21 protein-coding genes are annotated in these 25,839 nt (G+C 64.4%); 7 read left to right on the top strand and 14 right to left on the bottom strand.

What is annotated here, in order from left to right; all coding sequences use genetic code 11:
• The first annotated feature begins 6 nt into the window (after positions 1-6).
• Together QQK18_RS25735 and QQK18_RS25740 are read left to right on the top strand one after the other, a co-directional pair.
• The gene (locus QQK18_RS25735; protein ID WP_284343251.1) at positions 7-1,098 is read left to right on the top strand and encodes an ABC transporter ATP-binding protein; all 1,092 of its coding nucleotides are present in this window, start codon (positions 7-9) and stop codon (positions 1,096-1,098) included.
• The gene (locus tag QQK18_RS25740; RefSeq protein WP_284343252.1) at positions 1,091-1,954 is read left to right on the top strand and encodes a glycerophosphodiester phosphodiesterase; all 864 of its coding nucleotides are present in this window, start codon (positions 1,091-1,093) and stop codon (positions 1,952-1,954) included. The genes QQK18_RS25735 and QQK18_RS25740 overlap by 8 nt, the downstream gene beginning before the upstream one ends.
• 1 nt (position 1,955) lies before the next feature.
• On the opposite strand, the gene QQK18_RS25745 is transcribed toward QQK18_RS25740, so the two are convergent.
• From QQK18_RS25745 to QQK18_RS25780, 8 genes are all read right to left on the bottom strand, one after another.
• Positions 1,956-2,768: an inositol monophosphatase family protein gene (locus tag QQK18_RS25745; protein WP_284343253.1), complete on the bottom strand. Its 813-nt coding sequence runs from the start codon at positions 2,766-2,768 to the stop codon at positions 1,956-1,958.
• Positions 2,769-2,968: 200 nt separating this feature from the next.
• Positions 2,969-4,585: a threonine ammonia-lyase, biosynthetic gene (gene ilvA / locus QQK18_RS25750; RefSeq protein ID WP_284343254.1), complete on the bottom strand. Its 1,617-nt coding sequence runs from the start codon at positions 4,583-4,585 to the stop codon at positions 2,969-2,971.
• The gene (locus tag QQK18_RS25755; protein ID WP_284343255.1) at positions 4,512-6,236 is read right to left on the bottom strand and encodes an ABC transporter ATP-binding protein; all 1,725 of its coding nucleotides are present in this window, start codon (positions 6,234-6,236) and stop codon (positions 4,512-4,514) included. Before QQK18_RS25755 ends, ilvA begins: the two co-directional genes overlap by 74 nt.
• A 95-nt stretch (positions 6,237-6,331) precedes the next feature.
• Positions 6,332-7,147 carry an ABC transporter ATP-binding protein gene (locus tag QQK18_RS25760; protein WP_284343256.1) on the bottom strand — a complete coding sequence of 272 codons (816 nt, stop codon included), beginning with the start codon at positions 7,145-7,147 and terminating at the stop codon, positions 6,332-6,334.
• Positions 7,148-7,171: 24 nt separating this feature from the next.
• Entirely contained in the window at positions 7,172-8,224 is a 1,053-nt protein-coding gene (locus QQK18_RS25765) for a FecCD family ABC transporter permease (RefSeq protein ID WP_284343257.1), read from the bottom strand.
• On the bottom strand, positions 8,224-9,213 hold the full coding sequence (locus QQK18_RS25770; protein ID WP_284343258.1) for a FecCD family ABC transporter permease: 990 nt from the start codon (positions 9,211-9,213) through the stop codon (positions 8,224-8,226). Before QQK18_RS25770 ends, QQK18_RS25765 begins: the two co-directional genes overlap by 1 nt.
• A gap of 41 nt (positions 9,214-9,254) precedes the next feature.
• Positions 9,255-10,217 (bottom strand): ABC transporter substrate-binding protein, encoded by a 963-nt coding sequence (locus QQK18_RS25775; RefSeq protein WP_284343259.1) that lies wholly within the window; start codon positions 10,215-10,217, stop codon positions 9,255-9,257.
• 97 nt (positions 10,218-10,314) lie between these two features.
• The gene (locus QQK18_RS25780; RefSeq protein ID WP_284343260.1) at positions 10,315-11,277 is read right to left on the bottom strand and encodes an ABC transporter substrate-binding protein; all 963 of its coding nucleotides are present in this window, start codon (positions 11,275-11,277) and stop codon (positions 10,315-10,317) included.
• Between the two features lie 162 nt (positions 11,278-11,439).
• Here QQK18_RS25780 and QQK18_RS25785 point away from each other — a divergent pair, with 162 nt between their 5' ends.
• Positions 11,440-12,351, top strand: a complete 912-nt coding sequence (locus tag QQK18_RS25785) for an ABC transporter substrate-binding protein (RefSeq protein WP_284343261.1) — start codon at positions 11,440-11,442, stop codon at positions 12,349-12,351.
• Positions 12,352-12,374: 23 nt separating this feature from the next.
• On the top strand, positions 12,375-13,292 hold the full coding sequence (locus QQK18_RS25790) for an ABC transporter substrate-binding protein (RefSeq protein WP_284343262.1): 918 nt from the start codon (positions 12,375-12,377) through the stop codon (positions 13,290-13,292).
• Between the two features lie 162 nt (positions 13,293-13,454).
• Here QQK18_RS25790 and QQK18_RS25795 read toward each other — a convergent pair whose 3' ends face one another.
• The 6 genes from QQK18_RS25795 to QQK18_RS25820 all read right to left on the bottom strand — a co-directional run bounded on the left by QQK18_RS25795 (position 13,455) and on the right by QQK18_RS25820 (position 21,661).
• The gene (locus QQK18_RS25795; protein ID WP_284343263.1) at positions 13,455-14,573 is read right to left on the bottom strand and encodes an SAM-dependent methyltransferase; all 1,119 of its coding nucleotides are present in this window, start codon (positions 14,571-14,573) and stop codon (positions 13,455-13,457) included.
• 278 nt (positions 14,574-14,851) lie between these two features.
• Entirely contained in the window at positions 14,852-16,639 is a 1,788-nt protein-coding gene (recJ, locus tag QQK18_RS25800; protein ID WP_284343264.1) for a single-stranded-DNA-specific exonuclease RecJ, read from the bottom strand.
• Positions 16,640-16,723: 84 nt separating this feature from the next.
• Positions 16,724-17,710 carry a class II fructose-bisphosphatase gene (glpX, locus tag QQK18_RS25805; protein WP_284343265.1) on the bottom strand — a complete coding sequence of 329 codons (987 nt, stop codon included), beginning with the start codon at positions 17,708-17,710 and terminating at the stop codon, positions 16,724-16,726.
• A 61-nt stretch (positions 17,711-17,771) separates the two neighbouring features.
• Positions 17,772-19,112, bottom strand: coding sequence for a homoserine dehydrogenase (locus tag QQK18_RS25810; RefSeq protein WP_284343324.1), 1,341 nt, complete (start codon positions 19,110-19,112; stop codon positions 17,772-17,774).
• Positions 19,113-19,363: 251 nt separating this feature from the next.
• On the bottom strand, positions 19,364-20,338 hold the full coding sequence (locus QQK18_RS25815) for an iron-siderophore ABC transporter substrate-binding protein (RefSeq protein WP_284343266.1): 975 nt from the start codon (positions 20,336-20,338) through the stop codon (positions 19,364-19,366).
• A 102-nt stretch (positions 20,339-20,440) separates the two neighbouring features.
• Complete coding sequence (locus tag QQK18_RS25820; protein ID WP_284343267.1) at positions 20,441-21,661, bottom strand: LL-diaminopimelate aminotransferase; 1,221 nt, start codon at positions 21,659-21,661, stop codon at positions 20,441-20,443.
• 488 nt (positions 21,662-22,149) lie between these two features.
• Between QQK18_RS25820 and QQK18_RS25825 the strand changes: the two genes are divergently transcribed.
• From QQK18_RS25825 to QQK18_RS25835, 3 genes are all read left to right on the top strand, one after another.
• Complete coding sequence (locus QQK18_RS25825) at positions 22,150-23,484, top strand: glycosyltransferase (protein ID WP_284343268.1); 1,335 nt, start codon at positions 22,150-22,152, stop codon at positions 23,482-23,484.
• Between the two features lie 67 nt (positions 23,485-23,551).
• The gene (locus QQK18_RS25830; RefSeq protein WP_284343269.1) at positions 23,552-24,685 is read left to right on the top strand and encodes a serine hydrolase domain-containing protein; all 1,134 of its coding nucleotides are present in this window, start codon (positions 23,552-23,554) and stop codon (positions 24,683-24,685) included.
• Positions 24,686-24,703: 18 nt separating this feature from the next.
• Positions 24,704-25,822 (top strand): serine hydrolase domain-containing protein, encoded by a 1,119-nt coding sequence (locus QQK18_RS25835; RefSeq protein ID WP_284343270.1) that lies wholly within the window; start codon positions 24,704-24,706, stop codon positions 25,820-25,822.
• Positions 25,823-25,839: the final 17 nt, after the last annotated feature.

A 25,839-nucleotide genomic window follows, 5' to 3' on the forward strand; every position in this document is an offset into this window, starting at 1 on the left:
ACCGACATGGCACGCTTGGATATCGCCAACGTCACCAAGCTCTTCGGCGCCACCAGGGCCGTTGACGACTTCTCCATCACCGTTACCGACGGCGAACTCGTCTGCCTGCTGGGTCCTTCGGGCTCGGGCAAGTCGACGCTTCTACGCATGATCGGCGGCTTCGAGAAGCCGACCTATGGGTCGATGACTATCGATGGCGAGGAAGTCATCCACCTGCCTCCCGAGAAGCGCCCGACAGGCATGGTGTTCCAGAGCCATGCGCTCTGGAGCCATATGAACGTGTTCAAGAACATCGCCTTCGGGCTGAAGCTGCGCCGCCTGCCGAAGGCTGAGATCACTCAACGGGTCGAGGCCGTGCTCGATCTCGTCGGTCTCAAGGGCTTTGGAGAGCGCCTGACGCACCAGCTTTCAGGCGGGCAGCAGCAGCGCGTGGCGCTTGCCAGGTCGCTGGTCCTGGAGCCCAAGATCCTCCTGCTCGACGAACCGTTCGCCAGCCTCGACCAGCACCTGCGCGAGCGGCTGCGTGAGGAGGTGCGCGACATCCAGCAGCGCCTGAAGATCACCACCCTCTTCGTCACCCACGCTCAGGACGAGGCACTGTCGGTCGCCGACCGCATCGTCGTCCTGCGCGACGGGCGTACCGAGCAGATCGCCAAGCCCGCCGAGGTCTACCGCACGCCGGCGACACCGTTCGTTGCCGGTTTCATCGGACAGATGAACCTCATTTCCGGCGTGGTTTCCGAGGGCGAATTCGGCCACTCGGCGTTCAACGTGCCTGTTGCGGTCGCCGATGGTCCGGCAACGCTCGCCGTGCGCCCGGAAGCGTTGACGCTGAAACCGGCAAGCGGCGTCGGTATGGGGCACGTTCACCGGGTCACTGACTACGGCACCCACGCCATGATCGACGTCGAACTGCCCGACGGCGAGCGGCTGAAATCGATGATGCCGACCGCTGACGAATGGTCGTCCATGCAGCAGGTGGACCTCGTGCCCGGTGCTTTCGCGCTTTATCGCGACAATGCGGCCATCTATCGGGCCGACGTCGGCACCCCGCCGCGCAAAGCGCCCAGCAGGACACGCGGCACCGTCAATGCATAGTGACATCTTCATCGATCGCGATGGCCATCGCACCTGGTTCAAATGGCATCGCGCCCGGCGCCACGGCAGCGACCCTGTTTTTACCGGCCGGCGCATCCTCGAGGGCATGCAGCTCGGCGCCAGCGTCGAGGTCGACCTCGTCGTCCATGCCGATCGCGGCATGGCTGTGTTGCACAACCTGACGCTCGAGCGTGAGACCACAGGCAATGGACGCGTGCGCGATACTTCCGCGCAAACGCTGCGTGCACTGAACCTGCGCGGTAACGACGGTGCGCCGATCGCCGACAAGGTGATGCTGCTCGAGGATCTCGCGGCGCTTCTCGCCCGTGACGGCGCGCATTCGGACGCTCTGCTGCAACTCGACTACAAGGAGGATGCTGCGGCGCTCGACGCGCAGACCGTCGCCAATTTCGCCGCGGCGCTCGCGCCGGTGGCGCGGCACTTCATCATTTCCTCAGGCGATGCGGCGTCGGTCGCGATGCTGTCGGCCGGCCTGCCCGACCTCGATATCGGCTACGATCCCTGCCATGGCGGGACGCTGGCAGAGCTGCGCGCAACCGGCAACTATGCCGCCTTCGTTGCCGACGCAATTGCTGCGGCGCCGAGGGCTACGCTCATCTACCTCGCTTATCCCGTCGTGCTCGAGGCGGAGGAAGCCGGCTTCGATATGATTGGCGCCTTTCATGCCCACGGCCGTCGGGTCGATACCTATACGCTGCAGCGTGCCGATGTCGAAGGGATTGCCATCGCCGAACGGCTGATCGCGTTGAAGGTCGACCAGATCACCACGGACGATCCGCACGGGCTGGGTGCGGCACTGGCGCTACGGGCGAATACGCCGGCGGTTACAGTCTGATTTATTTCGGATCCTTCCGCGGCGCGTCCCTGAGCTTTTCGAGCAGATAGGCGTGGCACTCGGGGTTGGCGACGATCACTACACCCGTCTTCTCGTAGAACTCTGGGCCCCTTCCCCACCAGTCGGTGACGACGCCGCCGGCCTCCTGAACGAGCAGCACGCCAACGGCCCAGTCGACGAGCCCGGACTCCTCGAAATAACCAGTCAGCCGTCCGCAAGCGACATAGGCGCAGCTATTGGCGCTGGAGCCGACGATGCGCACTGCCCCGATCGGGTCGCGGATGCGGTCGAGCCGTTCGTAAGCGCCCGGATAGAGGGCGAGATTGCTGGTCGGCAGGCCTGTGCCGACCGCGAAGAACCTGGCGTCGGCCTGTTTGCTGACCGACAGCCGCTCGCCGTCGAGGTAGGCGCCCTCGCCCTTGATGACGGTGAACATCTCTTCTGCGACGGGATTGTAGAGCGCCCCACACACCGTCTCGCTGCCACGCCGCAGCGCGATCGAGATAGTATAGTGCATGCCATTGATGAAGTTCGTGGTGCCGTCGATGGGGTCGACCAGCCAGCGGTATTCGGCATCGGTACCGGTGACGGGGTCAAACTCCTCACCGGTGAAGCTCCAATCGGGATATTTGCCGATGAGACGCTTGCGGATGAGCAGTTCCGACTCCTTGTCCGCATCGGAGACGAAGTCGGCCGGGCCTTTGACACCGATCTCGATCTCGCGGAAGCGCTCGAAATGCGTCTGCGTCAGCGCGCCCGCTTCGCGCGCGGCCGCCACCATGTCGGCCAGCACGGCATCGTAAGCAATCGGCATTGGAATCTCCCCGGTCGATGGCAGCCATGCCGCCATGAAAGCGCTTCGAATGCAAGGGCTTGGCGTCAAGTTTGCCACGCCCACGGGGTCATCCTCGCGAACGCGAGGACCTCTGTTTGCGATCTACGGGAACTCAACGGAGGTTCCCGCTTTCGCGGGAATGACCCGGTGGGTAGACCGGGTTTGGTGCCAACTCCCAGCTATGCACCCCGGCTGTCGAGGAAAAGCCGGTAGGCCGGGTTGGCGGTTTCCTCGGAATAGTCGTAGCCCAGCCGGTCAAGTGCGGCGAGGAATGCCTGCCGTTCTGCCACCGGCACCTGAATGCCGGCCAGCACCCGTCCATAGTCGGAGCCGTGGTTGCGGTAGTGGAACAACGAGATATTCCAATCCGGCTGCAGGCCTTCGAGGAAATCGAGCAGCGCGCGCGGCCGCTCGGGGAACTGGAAGCGGTAAAGCACTTCGTCTTCGGCATCGGCTGCCCGCCCGCCAACCATATAACGCACATGGAGCTTGGCGAGCTCGTTGTCGGTCATGTCGACCACAGACAGGCCTTCCCCGGCCAGCAGGTCGAGGATCTGCTGCTTTTCCCGGTCCCCGCCCTTGAGTTTGACGCCGACGAAAATCTGCGCGGTGCTGCCGGTCGCGTATCGGTAGTTGAACTCGGTGATGGCCCTGTCGCCGAGCAACCGGATGAAGGCCTTGTAGCTGCCCGGCTGCTCGGGGATGGTCACCGCCAGCAATGCCTCGCCACGCTCGCCGATCTCCGCCCGCTCTGCCACGTGCCGCAGCCGATCGAAGTTGACGTTGGCGCCCGAGTTGATGGCAAGGAGCGGCCCGGCCGGCGCCGCGCCGTCGGCCACATGCCGGCGCAACCCGGCGAGCGCCAGTGCACCGGCGGGTTCCGCGATGGCGCGGGTATCGTCGAATATGTCCTTGATGGCGGCGCAGATCTCGTCGGTCGTGACCGTCACTATGCCGTCAAGCAGTGCATTGCAGAGCCGGAAGGTTTCATCGCCGACCCGGCGAACCGCGACACCGTCGGCGAAGATACCGACCCGGTCGAGCGTAACGGGATGGCCGGCAGCAATGGCCGCCTTCATGCTGGCAGCATCCTCCGGTTCGACCCCGATGACTTTCACCTCAGGCCTCAGGAATTTCACGTAAGCGGCTATGCCCGCTGCCAGACCGCCGCCTCCGACCGGTACATAGATGGCGCCCAGCGGCCCCGAGTGCTGCCGCAACAGCTCGACACCGATGGTTGCCTGCCCGGCGATGACATCAGGATCGTCGAAGGGATGCACGAAGATCAGCCGTTCCTGCTCGGCAATCTCGCCGGCATGGGCCCGCGCCGCATCGAAATTGTCTCCGAACAGCACAACTTCACCGCTCATAGCCCTGACAGCCTCGATCTTGATCGAGGGCGTGGTCTTGGGCATGACGATCACGGCGCGCGTACCAAGGCGAGCGGCCGAGAGCGCTACGCCTTGGGCATGGTTGCCGGCGGAGGCGCAGATGACGCCGCTTGCTCGCTGTTCGCCTGTAAGCGCCGCTATGCGGTTGTAAGCACCACGGATCTTGAACGAGAACACCGGCTGCAGGTCCTCGCGCTTCAGCAGCACATCGATGCCCAGGCGCTCGGAAAGGCGCTCCATGCGCTCGAGCGGTGTCTCGACGGCGATGTCGTAGACCGATGCTGACAGGATGCGGCGGATGTAATCGGATTCCACGCGGGTTCTCCTCGCTTCACGCCACCAGCGAACCGAACTGCGCGTTGTGGAGGTGCGCGTAGGTGCCGCCGCTGGCGAGGAGCTCGGCATGAGTGCCCTGCTCCACGATCCCCGTCTCGTCGACGACAACGATGCGGTCCGCGTTCTGGATGGTCGCCAACCGGTGTGCGATGACCAGCGTGGTACGGCCTTGTGCCAGCTCGCCGAGGGACTTCTGGATCGCCTGCTCGGTCGCGGTATCCAGCGCTGAGGTCGCCTCGTCGAGAATAAGGATAGGCGGGTTCTTGAGGAACATGCGAGCGATGGCGACGCGCTGCTTCTGACCGCCCGAGAGCTTGACGCCACGCTCGCCGACGACCGTATCGAGCCCTTCAGGCAGCATGTCGATCACTGGTTCCAGCCGCGCGCGGCGGGCGGCATCCATGATCTCGGCCTCGCTCGCGCCGAGACGCCCATAGGCGATGTTGTCTCGCAGGGTACCGCCGAAGAGGAACACGTCCTGCTGGACAACTCCGATCTGACTGCGCAGTGACGTCTGCGTCATGTCGCGGATATCGATGCCGTCGATGGTGATGGAGCCCTCATCGATCTCATAAAAGCGCGGCAGCAGCGAACAGATCGTCGTCTTGCCGGCACCGGAGGGACCGACAAAGGCCAACGTCTCGCCGGCCTTCACTGAGAGATTGAGGTCGCTGAACACCTTGCGTTCGCCCGTGTAGCCGAAGCTCACTTTGTCGTAGACGATGTCGCCCCTGAGGTGGTCGACGGTACGAGCGCTCTTGCGGTCGGCGATATCCGGCTCGGTGGCGAGCAGGTTGAGGTAGCGGCGAAAGCCTGCGACGCCCTTGGGATAGGTTTCGAGCACGCTGGTGATCTTGTCTATCGGCCGGAAGAAGACGTTGATCAGCAGAAGGAAGCTGACGAACCCGCCATAGCTGAGGCTGCCCTCAATGACGAACCAGGTGCCGGCGACCATCACCATGACGTAGATGAGGCGGGTCGCCAGGTATGTCATGGTGGTCGAGGCAGCCATTGCCCGATAACCCTCGAGCTTGGTGCGCCGGTAGCTCTGGTTGTCGGTTTCGAACATCACACGCTCATGGTCTTCGTTGGCGAAGGCCTTGACCACGCGGATACCACCGATGCTTTCCTCGATACGGGTATTGAAGTCGCCGACGCGGCCGAAGACCTGCCGCCAGACCGAGGTCATCCGCGCTCCATAACGGCTTGCAAGCCACGTCATGAACGGCACGACCGTCGCGGTGATGAGCGCAAGCTGCCAATTGATCGAAACCATGAGCAGCAGAGCCCCGATGAACGTCATCACGGCGATGAATAGGTCCTCGGGCCCGTGATGGGCGACCTCGCCCACCTCCTCCAGGTCCTTGGTGACGTGGGTGATGAGATGGCCGGTCTTGTGGTTGTCGAAGAAGCGGAAGGAAAGCTTTTGCAGGTGGTCGAACGCCTTGCGGCGCATATCGGTCTCGATGCCGATGCCGAGCGCATGACCCCAATAGGTGACGACGGCCTGCAACACTGCGCTCAGGGCGTAAACCGCAAGCAGCACGCCAGCAGCGACAAGAATCAGCGGCCAATCACCGCTCGGCAGGAGCCGGTCGATGAACACCTGCACGGCCATGGGGAAACCGAGCTCGAGCAGGCCGACGACAATGGCGCAGCCGAAATCGAGAAAGAACAGGCGCTTGTAGGGCGCGTAGTAGGCGAAGAACTGACGGATCATCTGGTAATAAAGCAAAGTGGGGCAATGACAATTGCCCTACCCCCTATCACCACCGCTCCGCAAGGTCAGCTAAAAGACGATTAAAGCGATCATCTTTATGCGTGCTCGCGCACTTCGGCGTGATGGCGGCCGATGGGCACGATCATCGGCGTGTGCGAGACTGGGTCGAGCACTACCCGGCACGCCATTGAAAAGACCTCGCGCACCAGGTCCTCGGTCACGACATCGGCTGGACGCCCCTCGGCGACGAGCCGTCCGGCCTTCATGGCCACGATATGATCTGCGTAGCGGCAGGCGAGGTTGAGATCGTGGAGAACGACCACGACCGTGCGGCCGCGGTTGCGCACGAGGTCGGTCAGCAGGTCCAGCACCTCGACCTGGTGGTTGATATCGAGAAAGGTCGTCGGCTCGTCGAGCAGCAGCAGGTCGGTTTCCTGGGCAAGCGCCATGGCAATCCAAACGCGCTGACGCTGCCCACCGGAGAGCTCGTCCACCGGCCGCTTGGCAAGCTCGAGCGAGTCGGTGGCGGCCAGCGCCTCGGCGACGGCCGCGTCGTCCTCCGTGGACCATCGACGGAACCAACCCTGATGCGGATAGCGCCCGCGCCCGACGAGATCGGCAACGAGGATGCTTTCTGGCGCCGTCGGCGATTGCGGCAGCACGCCAAGGATCGTCGCCACCTCCCGCGTCGGCATCGCGTGGATGGACTTTCCGTCGAGCAGCACGGTGCCATGCGTTGGAGCCAGAAGGCGGGCAAGCCCGCGCAGCACCGTGGATTTGCCGCAGGCATTGGCGCCGACAATCACCGTCAGTTTGCCGGGCGGCACGGCAAGGTCTAGATCGGCGACGACCTCGCGCGTGCCATAGGCAAGGTGCATGCCCGTGGCGGCAAGAGAATGTCGGGTGCTCATGTGGGCATGGCTCCGGTCAGGTGTTCATGCGACCCGCCCCTCGCGGCTCGAGGCTGCCAGCAGCCAGAGCAGGAAGCCAGCGCCGAATATTCCGGTGACGACGCCGACCGGCAGCTGCGTTGCCGGCAGTGCGTGCTGGGCGACCATATCGGAGCCCAGCATGACGGTGGCGCCGACGAGTGCCGATTGCAGGAAGCCGCCCCCGGCCCCGGCCAGCAGGAACCGCGCAATGGGGCCAGAAACGAAGGCGACAAAGGCGACGGGACCGACGGCCGCGGTGGCGAATGCCGCATGGCCGACAGCGACGAGAATGAGGCCAAGCCGCGTCCACTCGACCCGATTGCCGAGGGCCATTGCCGCATCGTCGCCGAGCTGCATGACGTCCAGTCCGCGCACGAGATAGATGGTCGCCGGGGTCAGGACAGCAAGAGCTGCGGCCAGGGGAATGATGTTGTTGAGACTGGCGGCGTTGAGGCTGCCAACCAGCCAGGCCAGCGCCTCCTGCACCTCATTCAGCCGGGCGCGGGTGAAGAGGTAGCTGATAACCGCGCTCATGATAGCTGCCATGCCGATACCGACCAGAACGATGCGGTAGGCGGTGACGCCGCCGCGCCAAGCGAGCCCATAGATGGCAAGCGCGGTCGCCAGCGCGCCGGCGAGAGCGCCGAGGGAAACGCCGATGCCGCTGATGCCCAAGACCACAATGCAGACGACGGCGGCGGCGCTGGCGCCGTGGGAAATGCCGATGATATCGGGACTTGCGAGGGGATTGCGCAGGAGGGTCTGGAAAATGGCGCCCGAAAGGGCGAAGGCGATGCCTGTGAGGATCGCCAGGACCGTGCGCGGCAGCCGCACGCTTAGGACGATGAAATCGACTCCCTTGTTGACGTCGCCGGTCACCGGCGAGAGCAGCGAGCGCACGATGTCGGCGGGCGCAACCGGATAGTCGCCGAAGTAAAGCGAGGCAGTGATCGCGACAAGCAGGGCAACGAGCAGAATCACCGTGACGCGCCGGCGGCGGGCTGCCAGGCTGCGGCGAATGGCGTGGATACCGTCTGAGCCAGCAAGTACTGTCATCAGAGCGCCGCCAGCTTCCGCCGCCTGACCAGTGCGATGAAGAACGGCGCGCCGAGTGCTGCCGTGACGATACCGACCTGCACCTCTCCCGGTGGAGCGATGACGCGGCCGATCACGTCGGCGCCGAGCAGCAGGATGGGCGCCAGCAGCATCGAATAGGGCAATATCCAGCGGTAGTTGGGCCCGGTCACCGCGCGCGCCACGTGCGGTACGGTAAGGCCGACGAAGGCGATGGGACCCGCCGCGGCCGTCGCGGCGCCGGCCAACACGACCGCCGCGAGACCAGCCACGCCGCGCGAGAGGGGAACGTTCTGGCCGAGCGAGCGGGCGACGTCCTCACCCATCGAGAGACCGTCGAGCATACGGGCGGTCCTGAGCGCCAGCACCACGCCGAAGGCGAGGAACGGCCAGACCTGGATCAGGATGCTCATGTCACGGCCGGCGAGCGACCCGACCTGCCAGAAGCGAAGCTCATCCAAGGTGCGCGGACTGGTCAGCAGTACGGCACTGACCACGGAGGACAGCGCCGCAGTCAGCGCGGCGCCGACGAGAGCGAGCTTGACCGGGGTTGCGCCCTCGCGGCCGAGCGAGGCGATGCTGTAGACGACGACCATCGCCGCGCCCGCACCCATGAAAGCCAGCCACACATAGGCGCTCAACTGCCCGATGCCGAAGACGGCGATGCCGATGACGACGAAGACGGCGGCGCCGGCATGGATGCCGAGGATCGAGGTGTCGGCGAGCGGGTTGCGCGTCGCGCCCTGCAGCACGGCGCCGGAAAGACCGAGCGCGGCCCCAACCAGGAGCCCGATCAGCGTGCGCGGCAGGCGCAAATCCCAGACGATGCGATGATCGGTCGAATTGGGATCGAACGCCGTCAACGCGGTCCAGACCTCGGCAAGCGGGATGGCGCGCGCGCCGACGGTCACCGAAAGAAATCCGACCGTCGTCACGATGAGGACCAGCCCCACAAGGCCGAGTCCCAGCATGCGCTGTTGGTTTCCCACGTATGTCCGCACGGTGGACGCCATCACTCCTCGACCAGGTTCTCGTCGGCAGCGGTGACGGCGGCCGTCAGCTTGTCGAGTTCGGCGGCATAGGAGGTGTAGTTGCGCAGCCAGAATGCTGGCCACTCACCGACAGCGCCTTGCTCCGCCGCCTTCATCGCGGTCCAGGTCGGCTGTGCGAAGGCATTCTCGCGGTTGGTCGCGATGCGGTTGTCGATGAGGATCAGGTCCGGCTGATACTTGTCGGACTGCTCCCAGCTCACTGTCTCCCAATAGCCGCGGTCGTTGGCGGTCTCGGGGGTGATGATGTCGAGGCCCCAGCTGCGCAGGTCCATAAGCTCGGCCGCCCCTTCGGGTGCGGCGACGTGAAGCGCATCGATGCCTGCCCAGACAGCGAGCGCGGTCAGGTTCGGTTTGGCCGCCACGGCCACTCGGAAGGCATCGCGGGCACGCTCGAACTCGGCCTTGTCGGCTGAGATCTGCGGGGCAGAAAGATCGGCGCCGAGGCTTGTTGCCAGTTCCTCGTAGTCTTCGATGAGGGTCACGATGCTGTCGGCCTGAGCTGGTCCGGTCACTGGCGCGAGATTCCGCAAAGGGCTGCCCTCTCCCGTCACCGCCTTCCCGCCGGCCCAGGCCTGGTTGATGGGATAAAACTCCGCGACGACGAGGTCGGGTTCGAGCGCAGCGACCTTTTCGATGTCGATCTCGTTGAAGGCCGTGCCGACCATCTCGATTCCGGTGAGGTCGAGGCCGATGAGCGGCTTGTTTTCCTCGGCAACACTGTTGGCGAAGATGCCGACCGGGCGGATGCCGAGCGGGATCAGGGCTGCTGCGGCGACAGCGCTGGTGATGAGGCGAGTCGGCACCTCGTTGAGAGTGATGGTCGCGCCGGACCCATCTGTATAGGTCCACTCCTCGGCATGCGCGGATACCGGCATCGAAAACTGCGTAGCCGCAAACAACGGAACAATCAGCAGGCGTTTCATGAGGCTCTCCCGCCTTTCGGTGATTTCGACCTCACCTATCGGGCACAAACATGAACAGTCAAGTCAAGTTTGTCGCGGTCGAGCTAGGACGAAACCGCTAATCGACGAGGTTTTCATCGGCCGCCGCGATCGCGGCGGTCAGATCATCAAGCGCGTGGGCATAGGCGCCGTAATTGCGCAGCCAAAACGCCGGCCAGGCTGCGACGGCACCGGCTTCAGCCGCCTTCATCGTGGTCCAAGTCGGCTGGGCGAGCGCGGTCTCGAGAGTGGACGCGGCGCGGTCATCGACGAGGATGAGATCGGGCTGGTACTTGTCCGCGCGCTCCCAGCTCAGCGTTTCCCAATAACCGCGATCGTCCGCGACTTCGGGCGTGATGATGTCGAGCCCCCAGCGCTGGAAGTCCATGAGTTCGGCGGCGCCTGTCGGTTCCGCGACATAGAGCGCATCGGGAGCCGCCCAAACAGCCAGAACCTGAAGGCCTGGCTTGGCCGCCACCGTTTCTTCGAATTGTGCACGGGCGGTCGCGAAGGCGGCCTTGTCGTCGGCGATCGGTTGCGCTGCGAGGTCGGCACCAAGGCTTTCGGCGAGCTTTTCGTAGTCCTCGATCAGGGTTAGGATGGAATCGCCAACCGCGGGACCGGTCACCGGCGCCAGGGCGCGCAACGGGCTGTTGGGGCCGGTGATCGTTTCGCCGCCGCTCCAGGCCTCGTCCAGAGGCCAGTATTCGGCAATGACGATTTCGGGTTCTAGCGCGGCAACCTTTTCGATATCAATTTCGCCCCAGGCCTCGCCGACGATTTCGATCCCCGCAAGGTCGAGACCCTGCAAGGGCTTGCTGTCGGCGACGGGGCTGTCGGCATAGATGCCGACCGGCCTGATGCCCAATGGAATGAGGCCGGCGGCCGCGTCGGCGCTGGCGATGATCCGGGTCGGCACCTCGTCGAGCGTGAGCGTTGCGCCTGAACCATCGGTATAGGTCCAGGAAGCGGCGGTAACGCTTGCGGGGACGGCGAAAGCGGCCAACGCCAGAGCGGCGGCAAGAAGAGCGCGATGCGGCATGGCGAAACCTGATTGTCCGGCACAAGAATTGCGCACCCTATCTCGCCCCGGCATTGCGGTGTCAAGGCCAGCACGACATAAAACCGGATATTGACAGTCATATTCAATTCTGACTGTCTTGCCGGTACCGATCCGACCGCAACCGACTGAGAGCTCCCAAAAATGCGTCCTGCCCGTTCAATGGTGGCGGCCTTCGTCACGTTGGTCGCCATCGCGTTCGTGCCCTTCGCCGAGGCACGTGAAGTTACTCATGCCATGGCCGTGACGGATGTGCCGGATGCGCCGCAGCGGATCGTGATCCTCACCAACGAAGGCACGGAAGCTCTGCTGCATCTCGGCGTTGCCCCGATCGGAGCAGTTCAATCCTGGTACGGAGACCCGTGGTACGACCACCTTGCCGAAGGGCTTGTTGCGACCATTCCGCTCGGCACCGAAAGTGCCGTCGATCTCGAACGGCTCGCGGCGCTCGAGCCCGATCTCATCATCGGCTCCAAGGTTCGCCAGGAGAAGATCTACGGTCAGCTCTCGGCCATCGCCCCGACAGTCTTCTCCGAAACCATCGGCGGCGTCTGGCGCGAGAACTATGCGCTCTATGCCGATGCTCTCGGGCTTGCCGACGAAGGCGCTGCCGATCTTGCCGCGTTCGACCAGCGTGTTGCGCGTTTACGCCAATCGCTCGGCGAAGCGGTCGACGAGGACATCTCGCTGGTGCGGTTCTCGCCGGGCCGCACGCGGCTTTATTTCCGCGACACCTTCGCGGGCGTCATTCTTTCCGACATCGGCTTCAAGCGCCCGCCTGCGCAGGACAAGCCGGGCGTTGGCGAGGAGATCGGCAAGGAAAGGATTCCGGATATGGCCGGCGACCGCATCTTCTATTTCGCGGACGCAGATGCCGAGTCCGCCGCCTATCTCGCCGACTGGACCAGCGAGCCACTCTGGCAGGGCCTCCCGGCGGTCGAGGAGGGCAAGGCCCATGCGGCCGACAACCTCATCTGGAACGCCGGCATCGGCATCTACTGCGCGCACATGCTGCTCGACGATATTGCTGAGGTCTACGGCGTCCCCGCGCCCTGACCTGGGCCTCATGGGAGACCAAAATGCTCAATCGACTGATCGTGGGAAGCAGCGCTGTCATCGGTCTTTGCCTTGCCACCATGCTTGCTGCCACGGCCGCAGAAATCACCCATGCCATGGGCGTGACCGATGTTCCCGACGACCCGCAGCGGGTGGTGATCCTGACCAATGAGGGCACGGAAGCGCTCGTCCATCTCGGCGTCATCCCCATCGGGGCGGCCCAGTCCTGGGACGGCGACCCCTGGTACGAGCACCTGGCCGAACCGCTTGCCGACACGGTCTCGCTCGGCACTGAGACGGGCATCAACCTCGAGCAGGTCGCCGCGCTCGAGCCGGACCTTATCATCGGCACAAGGGTGCGCCAGGAGAAGATCTACGGGCAGCTCTCGGCGATCGCCCCAACGGTATTTTCGGAAACCCTTGGCGAGACCTGGCTCGACAACTACCAGTTCTACGGAGAAGTACTGGGCCTTGGCGAACTGGCGGCGGCCAATGTGGGGACGCTGAAGGCGCGCGCCGCGACATTGGGCAGTTCGCTTGGCGAGGCGATCGACGAGGAAGTGTCGCTGGTGCGGTTCTCACCCGGACGCACCCGCATCTACTATCGCGGCACCTTTCCCGGTGTCATCCTCGACCTCGTCGGCTTTCCCCGTCCCACGGCGCAGGACCGCGCCGACAGTTTCGAGGAGGTGCAGAAGGAGCGTATTGCCGAGATGGCGGGCGACCGCATCTTCTACTTCTCCAACGATCTCAATCCCGAGGATGCCGTCGCCAACCTCGAGGATTGGACGAGTGATCCGCTTTGGAACAATCTCGAAGCGGTCAAGGCCGGCCGGGCCTACCGGGTCAGCGAGATGATCTGGAACGCGGGAGGCGGCATCCTTTGTGCCCACATGATGCTTGACGATATCGCCCGCATCTACGGCGTGCCGGCACCCTGACCATTAGAGCACGAGGCGATTTGATGGAATCAAATCGCTTCGGGCTCTAACCTTCCGTTGTCGCGGGATTGCTCGCGAAAAACCGGTTCCCACTTTTCGCATCCCGCTCCAGCAGAAAGGGTGGTCGTTCGACCGCCCTCCCCGATTCGTCTCTTACGGCACTCAGGCCGGCTTGCGGTATTGGTAGATGCCAACGTCGATCGAGCCTTCGGTGAAGCCTGCCTCGCAATAGCTGAGGTAGTACACCCACTTGCGCTTGAAGTGCTCGTCGTAGCCGAGCGGCGCGATCATCGGCCAGCGCTCGAGGAAACGTTCGCGCCAGAGCGCAAGGGTTTTGGCGTAGGAGAGGCGGAAATGCTCGGCGTTCTCGAGCACCAGCCCCACCTTATCGCCAAACTCCTTCATCACCGTCTTGGTCAGCAACATGCCGCCGGGGAAGATGTAGCGCTGGATGAAGTCGGGGCCGGACTTGTAGCCCTCGAAATCGGCCTCGTTGATGGTGATGGCCTGGATGGCGGCAGTGCCTCCCGGCTTGAGCCGATCATAGAGGGTCTGGAAATAGCCCGGCCAGTTGTCCTCGCCGACCGCCTCGATCATCTCGATCGAGGCGATGTGGTCGAACTGGCCCTTAGTGTGCCGGTAGTCCTCGAAGACGAGCTCGGCAAACGTGTCGAGACCTTGGCTCCGCAACCGCTCCAGCCCGAACTTCAGCTGTTCGGCCGAAAGGGTGATACCGCGCAGCTGCGCCTTATAGTGGCGGGCAACGGTCTCGGCGAAGCCGCCCCAACCGCAACCGATCTCGAGGACGGTCGAGCCTTCGGTAATGCCTGCCATGTCGGCCACCCGCCGATATTTGGCAAGTTGCGCCTCTTCCAGGCTCTGGTCGCCGGAGGTGAAGACCGCCGAGGAATAGGTCATCGACGGGTCGAGCCATTGGCCATAGAAATCATTGCCGAGGTCGTAGTGCTCGGCGATGTTCTGCTTGGAGCCTTCCAGTGTGTTGCGGCGCGACAGGTGGTAATGCAGGTCGTGGGCCGCCCGGCGGAACATGCCCGGATTGGCCTTTTCGAACATATCGCGGTTCTGCAGGAAGAAGCGGAACAGCGCTGTCAGGTCGTCGCTCTCTATGTCGCCGTTCATGTAGGCGGCCGCAAATCCGACCGTGCCCCGCTGCATGGCTTCCGAGAGCACGTTGAAGTTGTTGAGTCGCAGCACAGCGTGCTGACCCGTTGCGGGATTGCCGAGTGTGCGCGTACGCCCGTTCGGCAAGATAGCGGTCAATGCGCCATGTTTCGGTCTACCGATGAGGCTCACCCCTGCCCATTCCACGAAACGCGCAAAAAGGTGGGTCCAAAGCGATACACCGCTGCTGGAGTGGTCTACGGCTGTCTTGCTCATATTGTCGGTGGGTCCCAACTTGCGCGGCCCGGAATTCTGATCCGTTCGCTGTCCGCTGAGTTGCAGGGTCGACGAAGCGCACCGGACAGCGATTCAGTGCCTTTCCGGTGCAGGCCTCAATAATAGTTTAACTGGCACAATTGGATATGCAAGATGCAGTTTCAAGGGCGGGCGATGTCGACCACCCGCATCTGCACCTGCTCGCGCCCCTGCCAGTGGTCTATACCGAGGGTGCCGGCAACGTGCAGCGGCGGGCCGCCTTCGCCGCGCAGCAGCGCCTCGCCGATGGCGTTGCCGGCGGCGCGGAAGGCGATGGCCTTGAGGCGGGCGCCGTCCTCGCTGATCAGCGCAAAGCTGACATGGCCACCCTTGCCCACGACCTGGGCGAATCGGGCCCGATGGGCCGGAAAAGCGAAGATCGGTGTCGGGTTGCCCGCGCCGAACGGCCCTGCCCGTTCCACCTCATGCACGAGGTCCGGGGTTGCGCCCCGCGCGGTCAGCGCGGCGTCGATCTTGAGCGCGGTGGCGGCGCGCGCCGCGGCGACAGCGTCGGCGAGGCTGGTATTGAGGTGGGCGCGCAGCGCTGCGAGCTCCCCATTGCGCAGGGTGACGCCAGCCGCCATGGCGTGCCCGCCGCCCTTGACGATGAGCCCTGTCTCGACCGCCTCGATTACCGCGCGGCCAAGGTCGACGCCGGGCATGGAGCGGCCCGAGCCCGTGCCGGTACCGTCCGGATTGAGGGCAACGGCAACGACGGGCCGCTCGAACCGTTCGCGCAGCCGCGCAGCGACCAGCCCGACGATGCCGGCGTGCCAGTTGGCGGAAGCCAGCACCAGAACCGGCGGTCCTTCGCCGGTTCCGATTTCCGCTTCGGCGGCGGCCACCGCTTCTTCGACCGCCTCGATCTCGATGCGCTGTCGTTCGTTGTTGAGCTCGTCGAGGCGAGCGGCGATCGCCAGCGCCTGGTGCTCGTCCTCGAGCGTCAGCAAGCGCGCGCCGAGCGCGGCATCGCCGATGCGCCCGCCGGCGTTGATGCGGGGGCCGATCAGGTAGCCGAAATGATAGGGATTGACCGGTCCGTTGATTCTGGCGGCAAGGGCAAGGGCGGACATCCCCCGGTTGCGGCCCATGCGGGCGACGTCCAGTCCGCGTACGACGAAGGCACGGTTGAGCCCGGTCAACGGCACCACGTCGCAGACAGTCGCGAGCCCGACGAGATCAATGAGGCTCATCAGATCCGGCAACTTCGCATCGCCGCGCTGGCGCAACAGGCGACTGACAGCCACCAGCACCATGAAGGTGACCCCGGCCGCGCACAGATAGCCGAGCCCGGAAATATCGTCGGGGCGGTTGGGATTGACGAGAGCCGTCGCCGGGGGCAGCTCATGGTCGGACAGGTGATGATCTATGACCAGCACGTCGGCCCCCCGCGTGCGGGCATGGGCGATGGGAGCATCGCTGGTGGTACCGCAGTCGAGGGTGATGATGAGCGTGGCTCCGGCATCGATCAGCTTGTCCATGGCCGCGATGTTGGGCCCGTATCCCTCAAAGATCCGGTCAGGAATATGGACCTGCGCCGTCACACCGAAATGCGCCAGGTAACGCGTCATCAGCGCGCAGGAACAGGCGCCGTCGACATCGTAGTCGCCAAACAGCGCCACCTGTTCGTTGTCGGTGATCGCCTTGACCAGCCGGTCCGCAAGCGCGTCCATGTCGGTCAGTGTCGACGGGTCAGGCATCAGTTCGCGGACCGTCGGCTCGAGAAAGCGTTCCGCCTCCTCGATGCCGACGCCGCGTGCCGCAACGATCCGGGCGAGGATTTCGGAAAGCCCGGTTCGCTGGCCGATAGCTGTGGCGATGCGTCCGGTCGCACCATCGAGGCGGTCGATCCAGGCCCTGCCGGTGACCGAGGCCCTGACGTCGAGAAATTGGCGAGGCGTATCGAGCATGGCGGCAGCTAAGCCCGAGGCAGGGCCGCGGTCGAGCCCTCCACCGAGCTTAGCTGTGCAAATCTCGCAGTTGCAGCTTGAAGATCAGCGCATGTGTCGGGCGTTCACCCAGCGCATAGTCTGCGACCAGGAACGCATGACGATGGTGGAGGTCTCGACGCAGTCGCGGCGCAGCTTGACGCCGGGGAGCATATTGCCATCGGTCACGCCGGTCGCCGCGAACAGCACATCGCCGGCGGCAAGATCGGTGACCTCGTAGATCCTTGCCGGATCCTCGATGCCCATACGCCGGGCGCGGTCGCGCTTTTCGGACGTGTCGAGGATCAGCTTGCCCTGCATCTGGCCGCCCGTGCAGCGCAACGCCGCGGCGGCCAGCACGCCTTCGGGCGCTCCACCGGAGCCGAGATAGATGTCGATGCCGGTATCTTCCGTCTGGGCCGCGTGGATGACGCCGGCGATGTCGCCGTCGCTGATAAGCTTGACGGCGACCCCGCAGGACCGCAGCTCGTCGATGAGGGCGGCGTGGCGCGGGCGGTCGAGGACGCAGGCGGTGACCTCGGAGAGCGGCACGCCTTTGGCCTCGGCAAGTGCACTGACGTTCTCGGTCGCCGTGCGGTCAACGTGCACGAGGCCGTCGGGATAGCCGGGACCGATGGCAATCTTGTGCATGTAGATGTTGCGGGCAACGTTCAACAGCCTGCCGCGCTCGGCCAGCGCCAGTACGCAGATCGAATCGGGCTGGTTTTTGGCGCAGAGCGTGACGCCCTCGAGCGGATCGACGGCGATATCGACCTCGGCGCCGCTGCCCGCGCCCACTTCCTCTCCGATATACAGGGCCTCGACCTCGTCACGCTCTCCCTCGCCGATGACGATGCGGCCCCGGATCGGCACCTTCCCCAGTTCGGCGCACATGGCCTCGACGGCAGCCTCGTCGGCCGCCTTCTCGTTGCCCTTGCCGCGCCAATAGGCAGCAGCGATGGCGCCGTGCTCGGTCACCCGCACGAGCTCGAGCGTCAGGCTGCGATCGATATGGGCAGGCGTCCTGTTAGCATCCGCCTTGGTCAGTTTCATGCCGCTTTCCTCCCGCCTCGCCGTCCGTCCGACTTTTCCGGCTTAGTTGCCGGTATGAACGCTAGAGCGTTTCGATGCGGATCAGCTGCGGCTGACCGACAATGAACCCGTCCGCGGCAATCAGCGCAAGCGATTCCCGTACGTCCGCCTCGAGCGTATCCTGGGTCAGAAGCACTACTGTGCGGGTCGGCGTGGTTTCGCCGGCCGGGTCGGTAACATGCAAATCCGGACGCTGTATGACGCTTTCGATCGAGATCGAGCGTTCGGCCATGCGCGTGGCGATGGCGGCGAGCGCGCCAGGGACGTCCTTGGCATTGAGACGGATATAGTAGCCGCCCTCGTGGGCGCGCATGGGTGCGGCCTTATAGGGCAGGAGTTCGGCGCTCGGCACGCCGAGCGGCGGCACCTTGGTCCCCCGGGCGATGTCGAGGATGTCCGAAAGGACCGAAGAGGCGGTCGGCGGGCCGCCGGCGCCGGGACCGGCGAGCAGCAGTTCATGCACGTGGTCGGTCTCGAGGGCGACCGCATTCATCACCCCATCGACGCCCGCGATGGCGCTGCCCTTGGGCACGAGCGTCGGGTGCACCCGCTGCTCGATGCCGCCGTCGGAGCGCTGGGCTATGCCGAGGAGCTTGATCTTATAGCCGAGATCGGCGGCAACCTTGATGTCGGCCTGGGTGATCCGGGTGATTCCCTCGACATGTATCCTGTCGGGTGCGATCTCGTAACCGAAGCAGAGCGTTGCCAGGATCGCCAGCTTATGGGCGGTGTCGAACCCCTCGACGTCAAAGGTCGGATCGGCTTCGGCATACCCCAATTCCTGCGCGTCCTTGAGGCACTCAGCGAAAGAGATACCTTCCTCGCCCATGCGGGTAAGGATGTAGTTGCAGGTGCCGTTCATGATGCCGTAGACGCGCTCGATCGAGGCAGAGCCCAGCCCTTCGCGCAGCGTCTTGATCACCGGGATACCCCCGGCGACCGCTGCCTCGAACCCAAGTTGCGTACCCGCCTCCTCGGCCACCTTGGCCAGGCCCACGCCGTGCTTGGCAAGCAGCGCCTTGTTGGCCGTCACCACCGGCCGGCCGATCTCCAGAGCAGCCTTGACCGCCGCAAAGGCCGGACCGTCCTCGCCGCCGATCAGCTCGACGAAGAGATCGATCTTGTCGGATTTGGCGAGCGCTACCGGATCGTCGAACCATTCAAGACTCGAGATGTCGATGCCCCGGTCGCGTGAGCGCGAGCGCGCGGCGACGGCCGTCACCACGATCTGCCGGCCGAGCTTGCGGGTCAGTTCCACCCCGTCCTTTTGCAGGATGCGTACCAGCGTCGCACCGACATTGCCGAGTCCTGCAACCCCGATCCTCAACGGGGCGTCGCTGCCTGCGTCGGCGAATTCCTGCATGGCCTTGAGGATGCGCATGCGCGTGTCCGAGCGCGGCTCGCGACCCTCGCGCAGGTCGAAAACGAAAAGCGGGTCGCCTGCAATGGTCCGCCCGAACCTGGTCGGTGTCCAACCGCGCGTGGAGATGAAGGACTCGACTGTTTGACGAAAGGATTGGATGTCGCTCATGGCGGCGACACATGCATAGGAAATTGCCTAGCCGTCAATAGGAGTTTGTACAACCGTTGGCATCATAGGGAATGCCCGTAGGATCAGTTGGTGACGTTGTTTGCGGCTTTGGCCAGCACACTGAGATAGGTCGCAAAGCCCCAGCGCAATGACAGTGCCGACGGTGGTGAGACGGCGGCGACGTTCTCGGTGCCGACGAGCGCGGCGAGCCCCCCGTTTTGGATCGGCGGATACGTTTGCGCGTAGGGTTTGGCGAGGAATGCGTCGAGCGCGGCCTCTTCTTCATAATAGGTCACGAAGATGTCCGTCTCGAGCTCATCGAAGAGCTCGTAGCTCAACGAATAGTAGAATTCGCCGTCGCTCGGGGCGAGCGCGGCGACGCTCGGGGCCATCTTGAGGCCGAGATCGGTAAGGAACTTCATGCGCGCATCGAAGGGCGCGTAGACGGCGATGGAGCCTCCATAGTCATTGGCGCCGGCGAAGGTGACATCCTTGAGCGCCGGGTATTTCGCCACCTCGCCGTCGAGCCACTGCTCCGTCTCGGCTACCAGAGTCTCGGCCTCCTCCGGCTTGCCTATGGCCTTGCCGACGACCCGCGTCACCTCCTGCCAAGGCCTCGACCAGGCCTCGCCCTTATAGGCGATGGTCGGCGCGATGGACGAAAGCAACGCGTACTGCTCCTGCGTGATCCCCGAATAGGCAGCGATGATGAGATCCGGCGCGAGCGCGGCGATCTGCTCGACGGGCGGCTCGCCCGAGTTGTCGAGCATCATCGGCTTTGCGGCGCCCATTGCGGCCAGGGCCTCCTCAATCCAGGGCTGGACGCCGTCCTCGCCCCCACCATAGGACTGGAAGGGCATCGCCACCGGAATCACGCCAAGCGCGATTGCCGCATCCTCATTCCCCCAGCCCCAGGTGACGATGCGCTGCGGCGCACGCTCGAGGATGGTCGCGCCATAGACATGCTCGAGGGTGACCGGAAAGGCATTCTCCGCCTGTGCCCCAGCGTTGAGAACGACAACGACGCCTACTGTCGCGAGGCGGCGGAGGAACATCATGACACACACTCCGTGATGGATCGCGCGATCCATACAAAAGCGGAGTCTTGTTGTCATGTATTATTTCACCGCCCTCCCGTGGAGGGCGGCGCGACGCAGGTGCTACTTGTTGACCGCCAGCGGAACCACGTTACCCTGCCCGGCCTTTGAGCCCAGCAGCTTCTTGATGTTGCGGGCTGCCTGTCGGATGCGCTGCTCGTTTTCGACGAAGGCAAGGCGGACGTACTGGTCGCCATATTCGCCGAAGCCGACGCCGGGAGCGACGGCGACGCCGGTCTCCTTGACTAGGAGCTTAGCGAACTCGAGCGAGCCCATATGCGCGTACTGGTCCGGAATCGGCGCCCAGGCGAACATCGTCGCCTTGGGCAAAGGGATAGTCCAACCTGCGCGTCCGAAGCTTTCCACCATCACGTCGCGGCGGTGGCGATAGATGCGGCGCACTTCCTCGATCACCTCGTCCGAGCCGTTGAGGGCGGTGGCCGCCGCCACCTGGATGGGGGTGAAGGCGCCGTAGTCGAGGTAGGACTTGACCCGGGCGAGCGCAGCGATCAGCCGTTCGTTGCCGACGGCGAAGCCCACGCGCCAGCCCGGCATGGAATAGGTCTTGGACATCGAAGTGAATTCGACGGCGATGTCCATGGCGCCAGGTATCTGAAGGATGGACGGCGGCGGTTCCGCATCGTCGAAATAGATCTCGGCATAGGCAAGGTCGGACAGGATGAAGATGCCCTGCTCGCGACAGTACCTGACCACCTCGCCGTAGAAATCCAGGTCGGCTGTATAGGCAGTCGGGTTGGCCGGGTAGTTGAGGATCAGCGCAATGGGCTTGGGGATCGAGTGGCGTACCGCCCGGTCGAGCGAGCGCAGGAAATCCTCGTTGGGCTCGGCCGGCATGGAGCGCACGACGCCGCCCGACATGATGAAGCCGAAGGAGTGGATCGGATAGGTGGGGTTTGGCACCAGGACCACGTCGCCCGGCGCGGTGATGGCCTGCGCCATGTTGGCAAAGCCTTCCTTGGAGCCGAGAGTGGCCACGACCTGCGTGTCGGGGTTGAGTTTCACCCCGAAGCGGCGGCCATAGTAGCTCGCCTGCGCCTTGCGCAGCCCCGGGATGCCCTTGGAGGTCGAATAGCGATGCGTCCTGGGGTTGAGCACCGTCTCCTGGAGCTTGGCGACAATATGGTCGGGCGTCGGCAGGTCCGGGTTGCCCATCCCCAGATCGATGATGTCGACACCCTCGGCCCGCGCCTTGGCCTTGATCGGGTTGATGTGCTCGAACACGTAAGGCGGCAGGCGGCGGATACGGTGGAAGTCTTCGCTCATAGCTGTCCTCGGCGGGCCGGCAAGGCCCTGGCTCTCTCGCGATTCCCAAAGGGTGCGTCTATATCCAAAAGAGACGCCTATTATCGCGGAATTGTGGTTGTCGCGGGGTTAAGTGGCAGAATCCGGAGGTCTCGACGGTTGCGCCTTGGCGCTCGTTGGGATCGAGACCGGCCGCACCAATCTGCCGCCGGCTGGATCGTTTTCGGCTCTTCCCGGCCACGCTGTGGCCCCGCGGGAAGAGCTAACGAGCGTTTGCCCTCGCCTGCCAACCCCTTGAAAAACATGCTAAGGCCGCCGACATCCGGTTACCGGCGAGCGTTGCTCCAACCAGAACGGAAACAGCGGGGGATGGCATCTCTCTTGCCCTTCGACAGCGATTTTTGTAATGAAACCAGCTAGTGAGAGGCCGTTCTTAATTGCACCCGAATGCAATGTAAATGGTCCGGGAGCAGCGGCTCTCGGATTGGACGGCGTGTGGTGAGGATCGAATGGTAAAGCGCATTGCCGTGTGCACTATCGGCACGCAAGGCGACGTTCAGCCTTATCTAGCTCTTGCAATAGCGCTCAAGGCAAGAGGATATTCCGTGGTTCTCGGCGCGTCCGAGGACTTCCAGGACATGATCGAGGGCTACGGCATCGAGTTCCAGTCGCTCGGCGCATCGATCCAGAACTTCCTGCAGCAGTCCCGGTTCGAGAACGCGATGAGCCAGTCCATGCTCATCAACGGTCCTTCGCTCCTGCGCCAGGGCCAGCAGATCGTGGACATCGCGGCGCGGCGCGCCTGGACCATGTGCCAGGGGGCGGACGCCATCATCCTCAACATGAACACGAGCTTCGGCATCGACATCGCCGAGGCCCTGCGCATACCAGCGATCATGTCGGCGCTGCAGCCGCTCAACTCGACCAGCGAATTTCCGCTCTGCATGTACTATGTCGGCTCGGATTTCGGCAAAGCCTTCAATCGGCTGACCTACACGGCGATGACCGTGCAGCAGATCTATTACAACCTGCCGCGCAACAAGCTGCGCCGTGAGCTGATGGGCCTCGACGCGCGCCTGATGGGGGGCTTGTTCCGCAACACCGACGGATCGCCGCTGACGACCCTCTATGCCTATTCGGCGATCGTTTCACCACGTCCGCGCGACTGGCCCAAAACGGCGATCGTCACCGGCTACTGGTCGTTGCACGACCGCAGCAATTGGCAACCGTCACCGGAATTCCAGGCCTTCCTCGCCAAGGGCGAGGCGCCCGTCTATATCGGTTTCGGCTCCATGCCGTTCGGGGCGCAGCGCAACACGCAGATCCTCAAGGAGGCCGTGCGTGCCTGGGGCGGCCGGGCGGTGGTCGCGCGCGGCTGGGGCGGCATCGATCCCTCAGACCTGCCCGAGAACATCTTTGCCATTGAAAAGGCGCCCCACGACAAGCTCTTCAAATATGTCAGCGCCGTCGTCCACCACGGTGGTGCCGGCACTACATCGGCGGGGCTACACCTCGGACGCCCCACCTTCGTCGTGCCGCAGGCGGTCGACCAGCCTTATTGGGGCCGGCGCGTCTACGAACTCGGCTGCGGCCCAAAGCCCGTACGCCTGCGCAAGCTGACTCCGGAAATCCTGGCCGAAGCACTCAAGGACCTGACCAGCAACGTCTCCTACCGCAGGCGGGCGGCGGCGGTGGCCGAGGAGCTTCAGGCCGAGGATGGTACAGGCAAGGCGATCAGGGTCATCGAGCGGGTGATGGACAACCATCAGCCGCACCTGCGTCCCCTCAATCCGCTCACAGCCTTCACCAACCGCCCTCGCCGCAGCGCCGCCCGGGCGTCCTGACCCTATCGGGCTCTGTTCCCGGGCATGCCTGCACTAATCCTCTCATGCCTGACTCCGGAGACGATTCATGGATATCGCGGCACGGATCGACCACGCGGTGGCTGCCGCGCTCGAGGACAAGCGGGTCGTCGGATCGGTGGTCATCGTCAAACGTGACGGCGAGACACTTCATCGACGCGCCGCCGGACTTGCCAACCGCGAGACCGGTCGCACCATGCAGCCGGACGCGATCTTCCGGCTCTCATCGCTGACCAAGCCCATCGTTGCAACGACCGTCCTGGCGATGGCCGAACGCGGGCTGCTGAGGCTTTCCGACCCTGTGACCCGCTATCTGCCCGACTTCCGGCCGAAGCTGGCCGATGGCTCGGCGCCGGACATAACCTTGCAACACCTCATCACGCATACGGCCGGGCTTGGCCCTATGCCACCGCTGTTCGAAGACGAACGCACCGACCCCGAGTTCCTCGCCGTCGGCCTCGACCGCTGGCATCTTTCACTCGAGCGCAATCTCGCTCGCCTAATGCGCGTCCCCCTGCAGTTCGCACCCGGCGTGGGCTGGGCCTACTCGGCGGGCATCGACGTGCTCGGCGCGGTCGCTGCCACACTGGTCGGCGGCACGCTGGGCGATGCCGTCGCGACCTATGTCACCGGCCCGCTGGGGATGGGCGACACACGCTTCTCGGTCACCGACGTTTCGCGGCTGGCCGCGCCCTATGCCGACGGACCGGAGGGCCCCGTGCTAATGGGCGATCCGCATGAGGTTGCCAATCCCCGGGGAGGGATCACGACCTACTATCCCGGCCTCATCCTCGATCCGAAAGCCTATCATGCCGGTGGAGGCGGGATGGCCGGAACTGCCGACGATTTCATGACCCTTCTCGAGATGCTGCGCACCGGCGGCGGCGCGATCCTCAGCCCGCAAATGCTGGCCGAAGGCGCCGCCGACCAACTGGCTGCAGACGTTCATCAGTCGCCGGGCTGGAAATTCGGCTATTTCGGCGCCGTCCTTGTCGACCCGGTGCTTGCCGAAAGCCCGCAGTCGGTCGGCACCTACCGTTGGGGCGGTATCTATGGCCACAGCTGGTTCATCGATCCGGCCGAGGAGTTGTCGGTGGTCGCCATGACCAACACCGGGCTGGAAGGGAGCGACGGGCGCTTTCCCATCGATATTCGCAACGCCGTCTACGGGCGCAATCACTGAACGTCAGGGGGTTTGGTCATGCAGAACGCTATCGATCGCGTCATCGACAACGCTCTTGCCGCCCGGCGCATTGTCGGCACAGTCGTACTGGTGGCGCGCGATGGCGAGACCGTTTATCGCCGGGCTGCCGGCCTTGCCGACCGCGAAGCGGGCAAGGTGATGGAGGAGAACACGATATTCCGTCTCGCCTCAGTCACTAAGCCGATTGTGGCGGCGACCGCGCTGGCGCTTATCGACCAGGGAGGTCTCGGCCTCGACGACGCTGTCGAAACCCACCTGCCCTATTTCACTCCTCGCCTTGCCGATGGACGCCGGCCGGCGATTACCATCCGGCAGCTTCTCACCCACACGGCCGGACTCGCTTATGCCTATTCCGACCCGATGATCTCCACGGGCTTGGGTAGTACGGACTTCGATTTCGAGGCCAACTTCACCCGCGTCGCTGCCCTGCCGCTCTCCTTCGAGCCGGGCACCGCCTGGCAATATTCGATCGCCATCGACGTGCTCGGAGCCGTGATCGCCGCGGTTGAACGCGTGACGCTGGACGAAGCGGCCAGACGCTACGTCACCGGACCACTTGGCATGGCCGATACTGGCTTTCTCGTCACCGATCCGGCGCGGCTCGCCGTACCTTATGGAGATGCCGAGCCGGAGCCGGTGCGGATGGGAGATCCGCATGTGGTGGTCGGCACCAATGGCGAAAGCACCCTCTTCTCGCCCGGTCGAATCTTCAATCCGCGCGCCTTCCATTCAGGTGGCGCTGGCATGGTGGGCTCGGCCGGCGATATCCTTGCTTTCCTCGAAGCCCTGCGGCGCGAGGGCGATCCGATTCTTTCCGCCGGGGCGACGACGATGGCGATGCGCAACCAGATCGGCGCCCTGCCCCGCGACGCACCAGGCATGCGGTTCGGATATCTCGGCGCTGTGCTCGACGATCCCGCGGCGGCCGGCTGGCCGAGTGCGCCCGGCACCGTCAACTGGGGCGGCGTTTATGGACACTCCTGGTTGATCGATCCGGCCAATGGCCTGTCGGTCGCCATCATGACCAACACGGCGCTTGAAGGCTGCACCGGCCAGTTCCCCGCCGATGTGCGCAACGCCGTCTACGGCGTTGCCCCAGAGGCGGTGGGCGGCTAGCTTGTTGTGGCAAAAAG

Origin of the sequence: Devosia nitrariae, from assembly GCF_030160115.1 — a bacterium.
Lineage (GTDB): Bacteria > Pseudomonadota > Alphaproteobacteria > Rhizobiales > Devosiaceae > Devosia > Devosia nitrariae.